Genomic DNA, 17,899 nt, shown 5'->3' with positions numbered 1-17,899 from the left:
GGAACAACGCGTGCAAGAGTTAATCGAGTCGGTAGGACAACTTTCGGCTAAGCAAAGAAAGGCTCTGGCGGTTCTGCTCAAGCAGAAAGGCGTCAACCTTTTTGACATTGCCCCGGTTTTCAAGCGCACGGCTGAAGAACCGTTGTTGCTGTCCTACGCTCAACAGCGCCAGTGGTTTCTCTGGCAATGGGCGCCGCACAGCGCGGCCTACAACATTCCCACGGCCCTGCGCTTGCAGGGCCCGCTGGATGTGGCCGCGTTGCAGCGCAGCGTCCAGGCGCTGATCGAACGTCACGAAACCTTGCGCACGGTGTTCACTCAAGACGCTGGGCAACCCTTGCAAACGATCCTGCCCGCCGGATCGTTTGCCCTGGATACTCACGAGCTGAGCCCTGAGCTGGCGGCAAATCCGCAGGCGTCGATCCAGGCCTTCGTCCAGACCCAGAGCCAGCAAGCTTTCGATTTGCAGACCGGCCCGCTGTTGCGCGCGGCGCTGCTGCAAGTCACCCCGCAGGATCACGTGCTGGTGCTGACCCTGCACCACATCGTGTCGGACGGTTGGTCGTTGCAGGTGATGATCGAGGAGTTGGTGCAGTTGTATGCCGGCTTCAACCTCGGGCATGACGCCGGGCTGCCGGCCCTGCCGATTCAATACGCCGACTACGCCCTGTGGCAGCGGCAATGGATGGAGGCCGGCGAACAGGAGCGTCAACTGGCCTACTGGCAACACAAGCTCGGCGGCGAGCAACCGGTGCTGGAGCTGCCCACCGACCGTGCGCGTCCGGTGGAGCAGAGCTTTGCCGGGGCCAGCCATAACCTGATTCTGGACCCGGCCCTGAGCGACAGCCTCAAGGCCTTCGCCCGACGGGAAAACGTCACGCTGTTTGTGCTGTTGCTGGCCTCGTTCCAGGCTTTGTTGCACCGTTACAGCGGCCAGGCCGACATCCGTGTCGGTGTGCCGGTGGCCAACCGCGGGCGCGTGGAGATCGAGCGTCTGATCGGTTTCTTCGTCAACACTCAGGTGCTCAAGGCGGACGTCGACGGGCAAGCCAGCTTCGTCGATCTGCTGCGTCAGGTTCGGCAAACCGCCCAGGAAGCCCAAGCGCACCAGGACCTGCCGTTCGAACAACTGGTGGAAGCCCTGGAGCCGGGACGCAGCCTGAGCCACAGCCCGTTGTTCCAGGTGATGTTCAATCACCAGGCCGAAAGCCGGATCAGTGTCGAGACCCGCTTGAACGGCTTGAGTATCGAGCCGCTGGAATGGCAAAGCGCAACCGCGCAGTTCGACCTGGTGCTGAACACCACCGAGCAGGCCCATGGCATTGAAGCGGTGCTCAAATACGCTACCGACCTGTTCGAAGCTGCGACCATCGAGCGCCTGGCGCAGCATTGGCGCAACCTGCTGCGGGCGATCGTTCAAGACCCGAGCCAGCGCATTGCCCAACTGCCGGTGCTCGATGACGCGCAGCAACAGCAACTCCTCGCACACTGGAACCCGAGCCCGGTGGTGCACCGGGTCAGCCAGTGCATTCATCAGTTGATCGAGGCTCAGGCCGAGCGTCGTCCGGATGCGCCAGCGGTGGTGTTCGCCGGGCAACGGCTGACGTACGCCGAACTCAATCGCCGGGCCAACCAATGGGCGCATCAGCTGATCGCCAGTGGCGTTGGCCCGGATGTTCGGGTGGGCGTGGCGGTGGAGCGTTCGCTGGACATGATCGTTGCCATTCTTGCTGTGTTGAAGGCCGGTGGCGCTTATGTGCCGCTGGACCCGAGCTATCCCGACGACCGTTTGCGCTACATGATCGAAGACAGCGGGATCGAGCTGTTGCTGACCCAGGGCCACCTGTTGGCGCAGCTGCCGATTCCACCGGGATTGGCCTGTCTGGACCTGAATCAACCGCTACAGGAAAGCAGCACGACCAACCCGCCTTGCCTGACTACCGCGGACAATCTCGCGTATGTGATTTACACCTCCGGGTCCACCGGCAAGCCCAAAGGCGCATTGCTGCCCCATGGCAATGTCATTCGTCTGTTCAGCGCCACCGATCACTGGTTCGGTTTCGGCCCCGAAGACAGCTGGACGCTGTTCCATTCCTACGCGTTCGATTTCTCGGTCTGGGAAATTTTTGGCGCACTGCTCCACGGCGGCAAACTGGTGGTGGTGCCCCACGACGTCACCCGTTCGCCGGAAGACTTCTACACCTTGCTCTGCGACGAACAGGTCACGGTGCTGAACCAGACGCCGTCGGCGTTCAAACCACTGATGCAAGTGGCCAGCGCCTCGACGCGCAACTCTGCGCTGCGTTACGTGGTGTTTGGCGGCGAAGCGCTGGAAGTACAGAGCCTGCGCCCGTGGTTCGAACGATTCGGCGACCGCGCGCCGACCCTGATCAACATGTACGGCATCACCGAAACCACCGTGCATGTGACCTACCGCCCGCTGTCCATGGCGGACTTGCAACAGACCCACAGCAGCCCGATCGGCAAGCCGATTGTCGACCTGTCGTGGTACTTGCTCGATGACGCGCTGAATCTGGTGCCCCAAGGGTGCATCGGCGAGTTGTACATCGCCGGGGCCGGGCTTGCGCGGGGGTATTTGAACCAGCCGGGCATGAGCGCCACCCGGTTCGTCCCGGATCCGTTCAACCCTCTGGCCGGCGAACGCCTGTACCGCACCGGCGACCTGGCGCGGCTGCGCGGCGACGGGGTGATCGAGTACATCGGTCGTATCGACCATCAGGTGAAAGTTCGCGGTTTCCGTATCGAGCTGGGGGAAATCGAAACCCAATTGCTCAACCATGACGCGGTGCGTGAAGCCGTGGTGCTGGCGGTCGAAGGGCTCAGTGGGCAGCAACTGGCCGCGTGGATCGTGCCGAGCGAGCCACTGGACGCGGACGCCCATGCCGGCTTGCGCGATTCGATCAAGGCGCAATTGCGTGAAACCCTGCCGGACTACATGGTGCCGGTCAGCTGGGTATTCCTCGAACGCCTGCCGCTGACGGCCAACGGCAAGCTCGATCGCAAGCAACTGCCCAACCCCGATGTGAGCCTGGTGCAAGAGGCTTACGCGGCACCGCGCAGCGAACTCGAACAGCGCCTGGCCGAGATCTGGCAGGACGTGCTGAAAGTCGAACGGGTCGGGCTCAACGACAACTTCTTCGAACTGGGCGGCGATTCGATCATCTCGATTCAGGTGGTCAGCCGGGCGCGCCAGGCGGGCATCCGCTTCTCGCCCAAGGACATCTTCCAGCACCAGACCGTGCAACGCCTGGCCACCGTCGCACAGCAGAGCGATGCGGTGCAGGCGATGCAAGGTGATGTGTTCGGCACTGCCGTGCTGACCCCGATTCAACAGTACTTTTTCGCCACCGACATTCCCGAGCGTCAGCACTGGAACCAGTCGATCCTGCTGACCCCGGCCGAGCCACTGCAAGCGCCTGCACTGGAGCAGGCTCTGGAACATCTGCAACGGCATCACGATGCTTTGCGTCTGCGCTATCGCCAGACCTCAGGTGAGTGGGCGCAGGAACATGCCGCCATCGATCAGCCGAACGCACTGTTGCGCACGGTTTCTTTGCAAAGCAGCGAGGCCTTGCCGGCGCTGTGCCTGGAGTTGCAACGGAGCCTGAACCTGAGTGACGGCCCGTTGCTCCGTGCTGCACTGGTGGACCTGCCCGATGCCAGCCAGCGCCTGCTGTTGGTGATCCACCATTTGGTGGTCGATGGTGTGTCGTGGCGGATTCTGCTGGAAGACCTGCAAACCGCTTATCAGCAACTGAGCACCGGCACACCGTTGCGCCTGCCGGCCAAGACCACGGCGTTCAAGGATTGGGGTGAACGCCTGCAAGGTTATGCGCGCAGCGCCGGGCTGGAAGCCGAGCTGGATTACTGGCGCGGGCAGCTGGCCGAAGCGCCGGCGGACTTGCCGCTGGACAACCCTGATGGACAACTGCAGAACCGTTTCGAGCGCAGCGTCGACACGCGTCTGGATGCCGAGTGCACCCGGCAGCTGTTGCAACAGGCACCGGCTGTCTATCGCACTCAGGTCAACGATTTGCTGTTGACCGCACTGGCCAGGGTTTTGTGTGAGTGGACCGCCTCCGACAGTGCCCTGGTGCAGCTCGAGGGGCATGGCCGCGAAGACCTGTTCGACGACCTCGACCTGAGCCGTACCGTGGGCTGGTTCACCAGCATGTTCCCGGTGCGCCTGACTCCGCAGGCCAGCCTCGAAGCGTCGATCAAGGGCATCAAGGAACAACTGCGCTCGATCCCCAACAAAGGCATCGGCTTTGGCTTGCTGCGGTATCTGGGCAGCGAGGCTGCGCAAGCAGCCCTGAGCGGCTTGTCCCAACCCAAGGTGACGTTCAACTACCTGGGGCAGTTCGATAACAACTTCGACGAGGGCGCCCTGTGGGTGCCGGCCACCGAAGACAAGGGCGCCGGGCAGGATGAACAGGCGCCGATGAGCAACTGGCTGACCATCGACGGCCGCGTCTACCAGGGGCAATTGAGCCTGACCTGGACCTACAGCAGTGATGTGTTCGAAGAGGCAACCATCAACAAACTGGCCCGCGCTTATGAAGTCGCGTTGGGCGAGTTGATCGACCATTGCCTGAGCCATCCGAGCGGCGGCCTGACCCCTTCCGATGTGCCATTGGCCGGGTTGTCCCAAACGCATCTGGACAACTTGCCAATCGCCGCGCAGCGGATCGAGGACATTTACCCGTTGGCGCCGATGCAGCAGGGCATTCTGTTCCACAGCCTGTACGACGCCGACGCCAGCGCTTACGTCTATCAGATGCTGCTGGATATCGACGGTCTGGATGTACCGCGCTTCCAGCAAGCCTGGCAGCGGGTGGTGGACCGTCATGAAGTGCTGCGCGCCGGTTTCATCTGGGGCCGTGACGGCCTCGATACACCGCTGCAAGTGATCTATCGCCAGTTGACCCTGGAAATGCCGGAAGTGGATGTGCGCGCCGAACCGGACTTGCAAGCTGTGCTTGAGGCCCGTGCCTTGGCCGATCGCGAACGCGGTTTCGACTTGCAGAATCCGCCGCTGCTGCGCCTGTGCCTGCTGCGCACCGCCGATGACCGTCATCGCCTGATCTTCACCTGCCACCACATTCTCATGGACGGCTGGAGCAACTCGCGGATGTTTGGCGAAGTGCTGCAGGATTACGCCGGGCATCCGGTGCCGAGTGCCCAGGGCCGTTATCGCGACTTCCTGGCCTGGCTGCAACGCCAGGACAAGGACGCGGCGCAAGCCTTCTGGCACGGGCAGTTGGCCGAACTGGACGAACCGACGCGGTTGGCCTCGGCCTGCCACGGGAAAACCGTGCCCGGCCCCGGCAAAGGCGTGCATAAGCTGACCTTTGACGCCGCCTTCACCCAGCGCCTCAACGGTTTCTCGCGCCAGCAGCAAGTGACACTCAACAGCCTGGTGCAAGCCGCGTGGCTGCTAGTGTTGCAGCGCTACACCGGGCAGAGCAGTGTCGCGTTCGGCGCGACGGTGTCCGGTCGCCCGGTGGACCTGCCGGGTATCGAGCAACAGTTGGGCCTGTTCATCAACACCCTGCCGGTGATCGCCAGCCCGCAAGCGACCTGCAGTGTCAGCGACTGGGTGCGCAGCGTGCAGGACAAGAATCTGCTGCTGCGCGATTACGAACAGACGCCGTTGCAAGACATTCAACGCCTGGCCGCGCTCAACGGCGAAGCGTTGTTCGACACCTTGCTGGTGTTCGAAAACTACCCGGTGTCCGACACCCTGGAGGCCAATCCGGGTGGCTTGCGTTTCAGCGGTCTCGAACACCGTGAGCAAACTAACTACGGCCTGACGCTGATCGCCGGTGCCGGCGAAGTGTTGAGCCTGGACTTCAACTACCTCACCGAGCACTTCGCCGAGCGCAGCATTATCGGCCTGGCGGCTCATCTGGAAGAAGTGCTGCGCCAGTTCCTTGATGCACCGCAACGGGTGCTGGGGGAGATCGGCTTGTTGCCGGCCACCGAGCTGCGCACTCTGGCCGAATGGAACGACCATCACGCGCCATACCCGGCCCAGGCCTTGATCCATCAGGGCTTTGAAGCCCAGGTCGAAGCGCGGCCACAGGCGATTGCCTTGCACCATGCCGGTGCTGGGTTGACCTATGCCGAACTCAATCGTCGCGCCAATCAACTGGCCCGTCATCTGCAAACCCTGGGTGTCGGCGCGGAAATCCGCGTGGGCGTAGCGATGCCCCGTTCCGCCGAGCTGGTGATTGCCTTGATGGCAGTGCTCAAGGCCGGTGGCACCTATGTACCGCTGGACCCGGACTACCCGGCGGATCGCGTGGCCTACATGCTCGACGACAGTCAGGCGCGGGTGTTGCTGACCCAGCCGCACTTGCTGTCGCAGTTGCCCGAGACCCAAGCCCAAGTGGTGTGGGTCGAGGCGGGCGGTCAGGCCTTCGCCGACCTGGCGTCGCACAACCTTGAGGGCCGGATCGACTCCGCCAACCTGGCGTATGTGATTTATACCTCCGGTTCCACCGGTAAACCCAAAGGCGTGGCGATTGCTCATCGCAACGTGCAGGCGTTGATCCACTGGTCGCACGAGGTGTACAGCGAGGCGGACCTGCAAGGCGTGCTGGCCTCGACCTCGGTGTGCTTCGACCTGTCGGTGTGGGAGATTTTCGTCACCCTGGCCCGCGGCGGCTCGATCATCATGGCTGGCAACGCCCTGGAATTGCCGGACCTGCCGGAACGCGATCAGGTGCGCCTGATCAACACCGTGCCGTCGGCCATCGCGGCCTTGCAGCGTGCCGGGCAGATCCCTTCAGGTGTGCGCATCATCAATCTTGCGGGTGAACCGCTCAAGCAAAGCCTGGTGGACACGCTGTACCGCGAGACCTCGGTCGAGCACGTCTACGATTTGTACGGGCCATCGGAAGACACCACTTATTCGACCTGCACCCGCCGCGAAGCCGGCGGCCAAGCGAACATCGGCCGACCGTTGGTGAATACCACCGCGCACTTGTTCGATGCTCAATTGCAAGCCGCGCCTATTGGGGTTGCCGCCGAGTTGTACCTGGCCGGCGACGGCATTACCCGTGGTTATCTGTTCCGCCCGGGCCTGACCGCCGAGCGCTTTGTGCCCAACCCGCTGGCCAGCAATGGCGAGCGGATGTACCGCACCGGTGACCTGACTCGTTTGCGTGACGACGGTGTGATCGAATACATCGGCCGTATCGACCATCAGGTCAAGGTGCGCGGGTTCCGTATCGAACTGGGTGAAATCGAAGCGCGCCTGCTGGCCCACGACAGCGTGCGCGAAGGCGTGGTGCTGGCGGTGGAAGGCCATAGCGGTCAGCAACTGGTGGCTTATGTGGTGCCGGTCCAGGCCGACCTGAGCCCGCAACAGCAGGACGATCTGAGCGAAGCACTCAAGGCCGGACTCAAGGCGCAGCTGCCGGATTACATGGTGCCGGCGCAATGGCTGTTCATCGAACAGTTGCCGCTGACCCCCAACGGCAAACTCGACCGCAAGGCCTTGCCGACCCCGGACGCCAACCAGCTGCAACGCGATTACGTGGCACCGCGCACTGCGCTGGAGCAGCAGATTGCCGGGATCTGGCAGGACATTCTGAAACTCGAACGGGTCGGCCTGACCGACAATTTCTTCACCCTGGGCGGCGACTCGATCATCTCCATTCAGGTGGTGAGCCGAGCGCGCCAGCAGGGAATCAGCTTCACCCCCAAGGATCTGTTCCAGCAGCAGACCGTCCAGGGGCTGGCCACTGTCGCGCAGCTCGGCAAAGCCCTGGCGCCAACCGATCAAGGCCCGGTGACAGGTGAGACACCCTTGCTGCCGATTCAGCAATGGTTCTTCGAACAACCCTTGCCGCAGCGTCATCACTGGAATCAGTCGGTGCTGCTCAAACCGTTGAACCCGCTGGTGGCCGCGCCGCTTGAGCAGGCCTTGCACGCGCTGATCGATCATCACGACGGCTTGCGCCTGGGCTTTACACAAACCCCAGGCAGCTGGTCGGCGAGCTATCGGACCGTGGAGCAACAGCGCCTGTCGCCGTTATGGCTGGAATCGGTCAGTGATGCCGCTCACCTGGAACGCGTCGCCGAACAAGCCCAACGCAGCCTGGATCTGCAACAAGGCCCGTTGTTGCGCGCGGTGTTGTTCGATTTGCCTGAGGGCGAACAGCGCTTGTTGTTGATCGTTCATCACCTGGTGGTCGATGGTGTGTCGTGGCGGATCCTGCTGGAGGATTTGCAAGGCAGCTACCGCCAGTTACTGGCCGGCGAACCGTTGGCATTACTGGCCAAAACCACGTCCTCCAAGCATTGGGCGGAGCAATTGCAACGTCACGCCCACAGTGAATCGCTGCTTGGACAACTGCCGTACTGGCAGGCGCAGCGCTCGGACGGCGCACCGCTGCCGCAAGATAACCCCCAGGGCAGCCTGCAGAGCCGACATGCCCTGACGCTTTACAGTCGCCTGAACCCGACCTTGACCCGACGGCTGCTGCAACAGACCCCGGCGGCTTACCGCACACAGGTCAACGACCTGTTGCTGACGGCGCTGGCACGGGTAATCGCCCGTTGGAGCGAACAGTCGTCGGTGCTGATTCAGCTCGAAGGCCATGGTCGTGAAGATGTGTTCGACGGCCTCGATCTGACCCGCACCGTAGGCTGGTTCACCAGCCTGTTCCCGGTCAAATTGACCCCGACCCAGGAACTGGCCGGCTCGATCAAGCAAATCAAGGAGCAACTGCGCGCGATTCCGGATCGTGGCCTTGGTTACGGCGTGCTGCGTTATCTGGGGGACGAGGCTTGTCAGGCGTCGCTGCGGACCTTGCCGACGCCGCGTATCACCTTCAACTACCTGGGCCAGTTCGATGGTAGTTTCGATAGCCAGAGCGGTGCATTGTTTGTGCCGGCCGATGAGGTCAAGGGCGCAGAGCACAGTCCCGATGCGCTGCTGGGTAACTGGCTGACGCTCAATGGCCAGGTGTACGGCGGCGAGTTGAGTGTCGGTTGGTCGTTCAGCACGCACATGTTCAACGCCTCGACCATCGAACGCCTGGCCGAGGAGTACGCCCGGGAACTGGAACTGCTGATCGAGCATTGCTGCCTGCCGGACAGCCACGGCGTCACGCCGTCGGACTTCCCGTTGGCGCATCTGGATCAGGCCCGTCTGGACGCCTTGCCGGTAGCCCCGTCGCGGATCGAAGACATTTATCCGCTGTCGCCGATGCAAGAGGGCATGCTGTTCCACACCTTGTCGGACAATGGTTCGAGCCTGTACGTCAATCAGATCAGTTTGCCGGTGGGCGGTCTGGATGTTGAGCGTTTCCGCAAGGCCTGGGAGGCGGTCATCGAGCGTCAGGCCATCCTGCGCACCAGTTTCCATTGGCACGATGGCTTGGCCAAACCGCTGCAAATTGTCCAGCGTCAGGCGACGCTCGATTTGCAGGTGCTCGACTGGCGCGATCGCGACGCCAGCGAGGCAGACATCGCCGCGCGGGCCGCCGAGGACCGCGCGCGAGGCTTCGAGCTGACCCATGCGCCACTGCAGCGAGTGTTGTTGATTCGCAGCACTGAAGATCAGTATCAAATGGTCTGGACCAGTCACCATATCCTGATGGACGGCTGGAGCAGCTCGCGGCTGTTTGGTGAGGTGATCCAGCACTACGCCAAGGGTGAAATCAGCGCTGAAAACGGTCGCTACCGCGACTTCATCGCCTGGTTGCAAGCCCAGGACCAGGACGCCCGAGAGCTGTTCTGGAAAGCCCGGCTGGCCCCGGTCAACGAGGCGACGGCGTTGAGCCAGGCCATCCATCCACGGCATGTGTCCGATGAACCCGGCCACAACGCCATTTACTCCCGTTGGGACGCGCAACAGACCGGGCGTCTGCTGCAGTTCTGCCGCGATCTGCGGATTACGCCGAACACGTTGATCCAGGGCGCATGGTTGCTGCTGTTGCAGCGCTACACCGGAAAAAACACCGTGACCTTTGGCGCCACGGTGTCCGGGCGTCCCGAGAGTTTGCCCAATGTCGGCAACATGTTGGGTCTGTTCATCAACACCTTGCCGATCATTCAGACGCTGGAACCGGATCAGCCTCTGGCAGACTGGCTGAACCGGATCCAGGCTTACAACCTGGATATCCGCGACCATTCCCAGGCGCCGTTGGCGGACGTGCAACGCTGGTCCGGCCTGGGCGGGCAGGCGCTGTTCGACAGCATCATCGTGTTCGAGAACTACCCGATCGACGACCGCCTGCAAGAGGACAACGATACCGGCCTGAGCTTCGGCAAATCCATCGGCCATGACGTGACGAACGTGCCGATGGACCTGGCGGTGATGCTCGGCGACGAACTGTCGATTGAATACCTGTACCTGCGTAGCCACTTCAGTGCCGAGGCGGTGGAGGGGATTCGCCTGACCCTGGAAAACACCCTTGAGGCGATGATGCGCGCGCCTTACGAACGTCTGGGTAACCTGCAGCGCCTGTCGCTCGAGCAATGGCAGGCAATGCAAACCTGGAGCGCAGAACCGCCGGCGGAGCATCAACCGCAACTGTTGCCGGAGCTGATCGGCCGCCACGCCCTGACTCAGCCAGAAGCCATTGCGGTGCAATGCGCCGGGTTGAGCCTGAGTTACGGCGAGCTGGAACGACGGGCCAATCGTCTGGCCCATTGCCTGATCGAGCATGGCGCGGGGCCGGAAGTGGTGATCGGCGTGGCACTGCCGCGTTCGCTGGAAATGGTCGTCAGTTTCCTCGCCGTGCTCAAAAGCGGCGCGGCGTATGTGCCGCTGGACATCGATTATCCGCCGGAGCGTCTGGCGTACATGATCGAAGATTCGGGCATGGCGTTGCTGCTGACCCAGAGCAGCCTGCGGGCGACGTTACCGGCGCCCGAGGGCCTGTTGCGCCTTGAGCTGGATCACCTCGACGAGTCCCGATATGGCGATGAGGCGCCGGTGTGCCGCGTGCTGGAGCAAGGGTTGGCCTATCTGGTTTACACCTCGGGTTCCACCGGACGGCCAAAAGGTGTGGCAGTCACCCAGGGACCCCTGAGCATGCACTGTCAGGCCATCGCCAAACTGTATGAAATGGACACCCGCAGTTGCGAGCTGCACTTCATGTCGTTCGCTTTCGACGGGGCCCATGAGCGTTGGTTGAGTACGCTGTACAGCGGTGGCCGGCTGGTGGTGCGCGACGGTTGCCTGTGGACGCCGGAGCAGACTTATCAGGCGCTGCACGAGTATGGCGTGACCATCGCTTGCTTCCCGCCGGCTTACCTCAAGCAACTGGCCGAGTACGCCGCAGCCAGCGGAATTGCACCGCCACCAGTGCGCATCTATTGCTTCGGCGGCGATGCGGTGCCGGACCAGACTTTCGAACAGGTCAAGGCGGCGCTGCGTCCCGAGTACTTCACCAACGGCTATGGCCCGACGGAAACCGTGGTCACGCCGATGCTGTGGAAAGTGCCGGTGAGCCAGCAGTGTGAAGCGGCTTATGCGCCGATCGGCCGGGCGGTGGGGGCACGTTCGCTGTATGTGCTGGATGAGGAGCTGAATCCGCTGCCGCCAGGTTTTGCCGGCGAGTTGTACATCGGTGGCTACGGGGTTGCCCGGGGTTATCACGGTCGGCCAGACCTGACCTGCGAACGCTTCGTGCCCAACCCGTTTGCCGGCGGCGAGCGGCTGTACCGCACCGGCGATCTGGTGCGCTTGCGCCAGGATGGCGTGGTCGATTACGTCGGCCGCATCGACCATCAAGTCAAAGTGCGCGGGTTCCGTATCGAGCTGGGTGAAGTCGAGGCCAGCTTGCGGCAACTGGCGCAGGTCAGCGACGCTTTGGTGATCGCCCGGGACAATGCTTCCGGCAAGCAACTGATCGGTTACGTCGTCACTGATGCCGGTCAGCAGCTGGGTGATGAGCTCAAGGCCGGGCTGCGCAGCACCTTGCCGGAATACATGGTGCCGGCGCAGATCGTCTGCCTCAGCGCCTTCCCGATCACCCCCAACGGCAAGCTCGACCGCAAGGCACTGCCCGAGCCGGAATTCAAAAGCGAGGAATACGTCGCCCCGCGTAATCAGCAGGAACAACTGCTGGCGGACATCTGGTCACAGGTGTTGCAGGTGGAGCAGGTCGGTATCAGCGACAACTTCTTCGAACTGGGCGGCGACTCGATCCTGAGCCTGCAAGTGATTTCCCGGGTCAGGAACCACCCGACCCTGCAGATGGAACTCAAGCTGCGGGATCTGATGCGCTACCAGACCATCGCCGGCATCGTCGACCAGGACGTGGTGAAAGCGAGCACCGCGCAACCGTCGGTGGACCTCACCCATGTGGCCCGTGAAGGGTTGTTCAATCTGCTGCCGATTCAGGAGTGGTTCTTTGCCGAGGGCATGGCCGAGTCTCATCACTACAACCAGTCGTTTTTGCTGAGTGCGCGTCAGACGCTGGATCTGGATGCCCTGGAACAAGCGCTGGGCTGGATCGAAAACCATCACGACACCTTGCGCCTGCGCTTCTGTCAGGAAGGCGGGCGCTGGTTGCAGCGCTATGCCGCACCGACCGAACGCAGCGAACCTGTGCTTTGGCGCCGCGAGGCCGAAAACAGCGAGCAGGTCGAAGCCTTGGCCAACCTGACTCAGCGCAGCCTCAAACTCGACGATGGACCGGCCTGGCGTGTGGTGCACATCGCCTTGCCGGACGGCCAGGCGCGACTGTTGATGGTCATCCACCATCTGGTGGTCGACACCGTGTCGTGGCGGATTTTGCTCGATGACTTGAAGGTGGCCTACGAGGCCTGCGTGATGGGCATCGAACCGCAACTGCCGATCCGCACCAGCAGCTATCGCGCGTTTGCCGAAGCGTTGCAGGCGCAGGCGCCGGTGATTGCCGAGCAGGAATTGAGCTACTGGCTGGAGCAACTGGATCAGCCGGGTATCGACCTGCCGTGCGACAACCGTCGCGGCAAGAATCAGGTGCGTCACCAGGCCCAGGCGCGGCTCAAGTTGTCTCGCGAGCACACCGAACAGTTGCTCAAGCAGGCGCCAGCGGTCTACCGCACGCAGATCAACGATTTGCTGCTGTCGGCCCTGAGCCGGGCGTTGTGTCGCTGGAGCGAACAGCCGTCGGCGCTGATTTTGCTGGAAGGCCACGGCCGCGAGGACCTGTTCGAGAACATCGACCTGAGTCGCAGTCTGGGCTGGTTCACCAGCATGTTCCCGGTCCGGCTCACCCCCGACAGCGCGGACATCGGCGCGTCGATCGTCAACGTGCAGGCGCAGTTGGCGGCCATCCCGCAGAAGGGCATCGGCTACGGCGTATTGCGTCACCTGGCCGGCCCGCAACTGGCCCGCCAATTGGCCGACCTGCCGCAGGCGCGGGTGACGTTCAACTATCTGGGCCAGTTCGATCAGAGCTTCGACGAGCAGGCCCTACTGGTGCCGGCGCTGGAAGAAACCGGCGACAACTACAGCCTGCAGGCCAATCTGGGCAACTGGCTGGAGGTTGTCGGCCAGGTGTATGACGGTCAGTTGGCGCTGCGCTGCATCTACAGCACCCAGCGTTATCGGGCCAGCACCCTGGAGTCGTTCATGCAGGATTATCAGCGCGAGCTTGAAGCGTTGATCGAGCATTGCATGGCGCGGGTGGGCTGATTGCCAGGGTTTTAATCATTGCAGGGGGGGCGTTGCCGAGGCGCGCCCCTTTTTTACGGACATAAGGATTTTTTCGATGTCGTTACACCCTGATCTGGAAGCCTTCCTCGACCTGGCGCAAGACGGCCAGGACGCAGGCCTGCCGGCGCTGCATCAAATGACACCGGTCGAGGCCCGGGCGATCTTCGAACAAACCACCACGCAATTGCGCTGGAATGCCCCTCAGGATCTTGATGTGCTGGAGGTCAACACCACGGCCCGGGACGGTGCGCCGCTGGCATTGCGTTTGTATCGCCCGGCCGGGGCGACGGCACCGATGCCAGTGCTGGTGTATTTTCATGGTGGTGGTTTTGTAGTGGGCAGCCTGGATTCCCATGACGGTGTCTGCCGCGAATTCTGCCGGCGTACGCCGTGCGCGGTGTTGTCGGTTGGCTATCGGCTGGCGCCGGAGCACCGCTTTCCGACAGCGCTGGAGGACGGTGAAGACGCCTTGTCCTGGCTGGCGGAACAGGCGCTGGCCCTGGGGCTGGATGCCGGTCGCGTCGCGTTCGGTGGCGACAGTGCCGGTGCCACATTGGCGACGGTGCTGGCCTTGCAAGCGGTGGTTCAACCACACACGGTGGCCATCGCCCCCAAGGTGCAATTGCTGTGTTATCCGGTCACCGACGCCTCGCGCACCCACGATTCGCGCCTGTTGTTCAGTGAAGGGTATTTGCTGGAAAACGACACGCTGGCCTGGTTCTACCAGCACTACGCCCGCAGCCCCGAAGACCTGCTGGACTGGCGCTTCTCACCGTTGCTGGCTGAGGATCTGCACGCTGTGGCACCGGCGATTGTGCTGCTGGCCGGGTTCGATCCGTTACTCGATGAAGGCCAGGCCTACGTCGATAAACTGCGCGCGCAGGGGGTGAGTGTCGAACTCGAACAGTGCCCGGGTTTGACCCATGACCTGCTCAGATTGGCCTCGGTGATGCCGGATGTGCTGAGCGTGCATGAACGCTTGAGTCGTGCATTGAGTCGACATTTGGGCTGAGCGTGGAAACTGCGGATAGTGCGATTGATCGTTCCCACGCACAGCAAAGGAATGTTGATCGTTTGATCGTTCCCACGCGCAGCAAAGGAATGCAGCCCGGGACGCTCCGCGTCCCTTCCAGAGCCGAACGCAGAGCGTCCGTTGAGGCATTCCCACGCAGAGCGTGGGAACGATCAAATCGGGTGGCGACTGTACGCGGGTTAGCAGACCAGGGATCAAGGAACCCGGCGCACCGAAGTGCCCCACGCACAGCCACCATCGAGAGGTGACACTGCGTGCCTTGATATTTACCGAGCTGCTAAACCCGATCGCTGATTCGTCAGCGACCCGGAAACGATAGAGCCCGGCCTCAAGGCGCACAAGCCGGCGGATTCTGGCGTAGTCGTAGGCAGCGGCGCAAGGATGTGTAGCCTGGGTGAGTATCTGGACGTGTCGTTTAAACAGAGTTTGTTGATCGTTCCCACGCTCTGCGTGGGAATGCCTCAACGGACGCTCCGCGTTCGGCTCTGGAGGGGACGCGGAGCGTCCCGGGCTGCATTCCTTTGCTGCGCGTGGGAACGATCAACAGGCACAAAAAAACGCCCCGCATTGCGGGGCGTTTTCATTGGCGCTGCAATCAGAAGTCAGCCTTGACCGACATCACGAAGTTGCGCGGTTCACCGTAGAAGTTACCCCAACCTTCGGAACCGATCGTGGCGTAGTAGCGCTTGTCGAACAGGTTGTTGCCGTTCAGTGCCACGGACCAGGTGTCGTCGATGCGGTAGCCGATGCGACCGTTCCAGACCGCATAGCCAGCCTGGGTGATGTTGTTGCCGCTGCTCGGCGAGACGCGGTAGTTGCTGCTTTGAGCATTGACGCCGGCACCGACGGTGACGCGTTCCAGTGGGCCGCTGAGGGCGTAGTCGCCCCACACGCGCAGCAGGTGGCGCGGCACATACGAGTTATACGACACACCGTCCTGACTGGCGTCGGCGTCTTCCAGCACCTTGGTCTGGGTGTAGGTGTAGCCGGCCAGCAACTGCAGGCGGTCAATGACTTCACCGCTGACTTCAGCTTCGAAGCCTTGGGCGCGCACTTTGCCGGAGTTTTGCGAGCAGGTGCTGTCCGGGCAGGCCGGGTCATCCTGGGCTGCGTCTTTCTGGACGGTGCGGAACAGGTTGAAGGAGCTGTTCAGGCGACCGTCGAACCATTCACCCTTGATCCCCAGTTCATAGCTCTGACCGATCAATGGCTTGAGTGTCGAACCGGTGATGGTCTTGTAGTTGCCTTGCGGGGTGAAGATATCCGCGTAGCTGGTGTAGACGGTCAGGTTATCGTTGATATCGAACAGCAGCGCGGCGAACGGGGTGACTTGCCCGGTTTCCTTGGCCTCGGAACTGATCGGTGTGCCTTCGCCGCGCCAGAACGAGACGGAGTCGGTTTCGGACTTGTACCAGCTGACGCGGCTGCCCAAGACGAAGGTCAGCGGATCGGCCAGTTTCAGGCGTGCCGTGGAGTAGGCGCCATATTGCTTGATCCGCATGTCTACCGGACCACCCCGGGTGGCGTTGGCCAGGTAGAAACTTTCATCCGGCTGGGGCAGGTGATGGTTGGGGTTCAGCACATTCTGACTATCAGGCAGGAGGGCCACGGCGTAGAAGTCATCTTTGTGGGAGCGGCTGGCGTTGGCGCCGACGATCAGCTCGTGCTCTTGGCCGAATGCGTCGAACTTGCCGTCCACATAAGCGTCGAGGCCGTAGTCGACCTGATCGTAGTCAAAGATGCTGCCGATCATCGGGGTACTGGTGCTGGTGGCGCCAACCGGTACCGAACCGCTCGGGAAGGCGTATTCCATGTCCTGGGTGTTTTTCGAGTAAACCCCCGCGACCTTCAGCGCCCAGTTGTCGTTGAACTCGTGTTTCAGGTCGCCAAAGTAGGTGGCCCGCTTGCTGCGCTGGTTGTTCCAGGCGGTGTTCAGGCACGTGGAGCGAGAGAGCTTCAGGTCGCTGCCATCGGCGTAGCGCGGCAGGCCGCCCCAGCACGGAGTGGCATCGACGTCTTCATAGGCCATGCCCAGGCCCAGGGTGGTGTAGTCGCTCAGGTCGAAGTCCAGCGCGCCGTAGTAGATCTGGTCCCTGCGTTCGCCAACGTCATAGAAATACTGACGGGTCTGCTGGGTGACCACGGCCCGGCCACGAATGGTGCCGGCGTCGTTCAGCGGGCCGCCGGTGTCGACCTGACCACGGTAGTTGTCCCAGGTCCCGGCGGATAACGACAGTTGCGTGTGCGGGGTGTCCTGGCCGCGCTTGCGCACGAAGTTCACACCCCCTGCGGTGCCGCCGGCGCCCTTCATCATCCCGGCTGCGCCGCGCAACACTTCGACCCGATCATAGATCGCCATGTCGCTGTTGAAGGCATCGGCCTGCACATAGCTGCTGCCGATGTCCAGCGGCACGCCGTCGTACTGATACTGGCCGGTCATGCGAAAGCCCCGGGAGTAGAAATACTTGCCGCCCATGGGCGAGTCGTAAACGGTGATGCCCGGGGTCTTTTCCATGACCTGTTCGATGGTGTTCAGGTTCTGGTCATCGAGCATCTTGCGGGTGATGACGGTGATCGACTGCGGGGTTTCCTTGAGCGAGTGCTCACCCTTGCCAATGGTCACCGCCCCGGTGGTGTAGGAGTTGCTGCCTTCGGTGGTCGCGCCCAATCGCTGCCCGTTGATACTGGTCGGTGCCAGTTCCATCGCATTGCCGGTGGCGGGCGTCAGCAGCGTGACCGTGTTGCCGTCGCGCTGATGGCGCAACCCGGTGCCCTTGAGCAGCGCGCTGAGCGAATCGTCTTCCTGATAGCGGCCGTTGAGGGCACTGGAACGCAGGTTCTGAATGCTCTCGGGGCTGTAGATGATTTGCAGATTGGTCTGTTGACCGAGCGTCTGCAGCGCCTGAGCCAATGGCTGGGCCGGGATGTTCAGGGTCCATTCCTGGGCCTGGACATACGGCGTCACCGCCAGGGTCATCGCCAGGCCGAGGCCGGTGGACGTCATGCGCGAGCGAGTCGTGCTGCTCATTAACAGGGCGCGGGTCAGAGGTCGAAGCATAAAGCGGGATGCGGACATGAGGTTAAGACCTTGGCAGGTATAGTTGGTAATGGTTCTTATTCGTCTCATTAAGACGAGGAGGCCGCGGCAAACCGGAAAATTATTTTCCCGGTCGGCC

Annotated in this window: 3 protein-coding genes; 2 read left to right on the top strand and 1 reads right to left on the bottom strand. The window is 62.4% G+C overall.

Annotated elements, in window-relative coordinates; all coding sequences use genetic code 11:
* The first annotated feature begins 10 nt into the window (after positions 1-10).
* On the top strand, positions 11-13,669 hold the full coding sequence (locus MMG91_RS25180) for a non-ribosomal peptide synthase/polyketide synthase (RefSeq protein ID WP_310661041.1): 13,659 nt from the start codon (positions 11-13) through the stop codon (positions 13,667-13,669).
* Between the two features lie 76 nt (positions 13,670-13,745).
* On the top strand, positions 13,746-14,702 hold the full coding sequence (locus MMG91_RS25175; RefSeq protein WP_310661040.1) for an alpha/beta hydrolase: 957 nt from the start codon (positions 13,746-13,748) through the stop codon (positions 14,700-14,702).
* A 616-nt stretch (positions 14,703-15,318) separates the two neighbouring features.
* Here the strand turns inward: MMG91_RS25175 and MMG91_RS25170 are convergent.
* Entirely contained in the window at positions 15,319-17,799 is a 2,481-nt protein-coding gene (locus MMG91_RS25170) for a TonB-dependent siderophore receptor (RefSeq protein WP_310661039.1), read from the bottom strand.
* Positions 17,800-17,899: the final 100 nt, after the last annotated feature.

This window comes from Pseudomonas sp. JL3 (genome assembly GCF_031570575.1).
Taxonomy (GTDB): domain Bacteria; phylum Pseudomonadota; class Gammaproteobacteria; order Pseudomonadales; family Pseudomonadaceae; genus Aquipseudomonas; species Aquipseudomonas cucumis.
Note: the sequence above shows the minus strand (reverse complement) of the source record. Positions and strands in the feature narration are given on the sequence as shown.